The 2,279-nt window shown below is 52.3% G+C and carries 1 protein-coding gene; it reads left to right on the top strand.

The genetic code is table 11. The features are described 5' to 3' along the window. Positions 1-351: 351 nt before the first annotated feature. A partial coding sequence (locus tag CPT76_RS37585; RefSeq protein WP_105443850.1) for an AraC family transcriptional regulator occupies positions 352-2,279 on the top strand: 1,928 nt, incomplete at its 3' end.

Below are 2,279 nucleotides of genomic sequence, written 5' to 3'. Positions count from 1 at the left end.
GCTTCCACGCGAAGCTTTGAATGACTAAGAGGACGACGAGGATCGAGGTAACTGCCCATTTTTTGGTTGTCATCGAAATCATCTCCTTCACGAGGCATTATAACGGGAGGAGGACGGACAAGGCAAAGCCATAAACTGGAAAATATGTGGTAAAACCTTGCGGCTCTAAGCGAAATTTTGGAAAATCGGCGGGGGTTAAAATGATGGTGCGGGTTCGTTTTTTTACACGTTATGCATTTGGAACTAATGAATTCGAAGCCGCGGGATGCTATAATTGAACAAATATGAAAGCGTTTTACTAGGACGGCAGACAGAAGATTTAGGAGCCATACATAAGGAGTGCAAGAACGGATGGGGAAACGGAATTGGTTTTACCGCCAGCTTTTTTCATATATGCCGGCTTTTTTAATCGTCATTTCGTTTATTTTTTTCGTTTTCTTTCAAATGCTGGGGGATCAGAGCCGCAAGGAAGCCGTAAAAGCCAATGAGACGCTGATGCTGCAGGCGATGAGCTCCATTGACGCTTCCCTGAAAACGATCGAGCAGATGCTGATGACGGAACTGCTGAATAATCCGGATTTGTCGACTTTTTACAAGAGCGGAACCGAAAACGACTATTACCTGAACATCCGGATCGTCAAGTTTATGAATAACTTCAGAAATGCCTATCCTTTGGTGGATTCCATTTATCTCGTCCGGTCCAGCGACGGATTTGTCCTGAGCAATGCGACCAGCTCCAGCCTGGAAGACTATCCGGATGCGTCTTTTATCAAGCCATATATCGAGCAGGCGAAGAAGGATGAGGGCTGGAGCGGTGTCCGCCATTTCGAGGAGTTCAGCATTAAAGGGCCGAAGCGAGTCGTGAGCCTTGCGTTGAAGGCGCCTTTCCTGAAGACCGGGCAGGGATTCCTGGTCGTGAATGTAACGGCGGATGGGCTGAGCCAGTTGATCGAAAGTATGTACAGCCGGGATGTCAGCTACATCCATATCATCGACAAATCGGGGGCTGACGTGCTTCCGAACGGTAAATCGGAGCAGGAGCGCAGCATCGTGTCGAGCGCGATTTCGCCCGTGACCGGCTGGGATTACCAAAGCGGACTGATTAACGGAAAATGGGTGGACGTGGCCAGCCAGCTCTATAACGTCTGGTTCATCCTTGGTATCGTTATGATCGCCGCAGGCGGCTTATGGATCGTCTATGCCGCACGGAAAAATTACAAGCCGATCGAAAGGATCGTCACCCAGGTTCAGAAATTATCCCAGACGAAGGCGGCGGCCCTGATGCAGGGCAGCGGCCAGGACGAGTTTACCTTTTTGCAGTCCGCCATTAACCAGATGCTGGAGCAGTCCAACACCTATCAGCGCCAGTTCCGCGAGGATCTGCACGTCAAGAAGGCGTATTTGTTCCAGCAGCTGGTCGAAGGGCAGCATTTACCGAAATCCGAAGAGTGGGAAGCCCTGCGGGACACGATGCAGCTCAACGATCTCGACATGCCGCAGGTCGTGTGCGTCGTGGAAATCGACAAGTTTGCTTCGTTCTGCAGCCAGTTCACCCAAGAGGACCAGTACTTGATGAAGTTCGCCCTGAAAAGCGTCATCCAGGAAACCGCCCAGGAGCACGGGGGAATCGTGTGGACGGAATGGATTTCCGGCGACGGGCTCGGAGTGCTGGTGCAGATCGAGGAGACGGACGATCCCCGCGGCCGGGTCACCGAAATGCTGGACCATGCAAGAAAATGGGTGCAGGAGCATTTGAAGCTTACCGTTACGGTCGGTGCGGGGGCGGCAGCCCGGTGCCCGGCGGAAATTCCGGAATCATACTCCCAAGCCCAGCAGGCTCTGAAATATAAAATGGTTCTCGGCAGCAACCGGATCATTTTCTATGATTCGCTAGCCAAAGAGGATCAGGGAGCCATGTTCGACTATTTTCAGCTGGTCCACTCGATCGCCCAATCGTTCCGGCTCGGCAAGCCGGACTGGAAGGACAAGTACGGCCAATTGATTCAAGGTATCGGGCAGCATCTGCTGAGCCGCGACCATATCGTCAGCCTGGCGGATTATTTGATCTATTCCATCGGGCGGGAAATGGGCAAAATGACGAAGGAATATCAGGAGCTGTGGGAGGAGACCGGGCACCGTCCCCTGCAGCAGGCACTGCATGCGTCCGATACCTTTGAGCAGGTGGAAGAGAGCTTCATGAAGACGCTGGAACGGTGTTATGAACAGCTGCTGCAAATTCAGGTCACCCGGAATCATTCGGATACGATCCGCAAGGTCCG

Source organism: Paenibacillus sp. AR247 (assembly GCF_002968895.1).
GTDB classification, from domain to species: Bacteria; Bacillota; Bacilli; order Paenibacillales; family Paenibacillaceae; genus Paenibacillus_AQ; species Paenibacillus_AQ favisporus.
The sequence above is the reverse complement of the archived record's forward strand: the minus strand, read 5'-3'. Positions and strand labels throughout refer to the sequence as shown.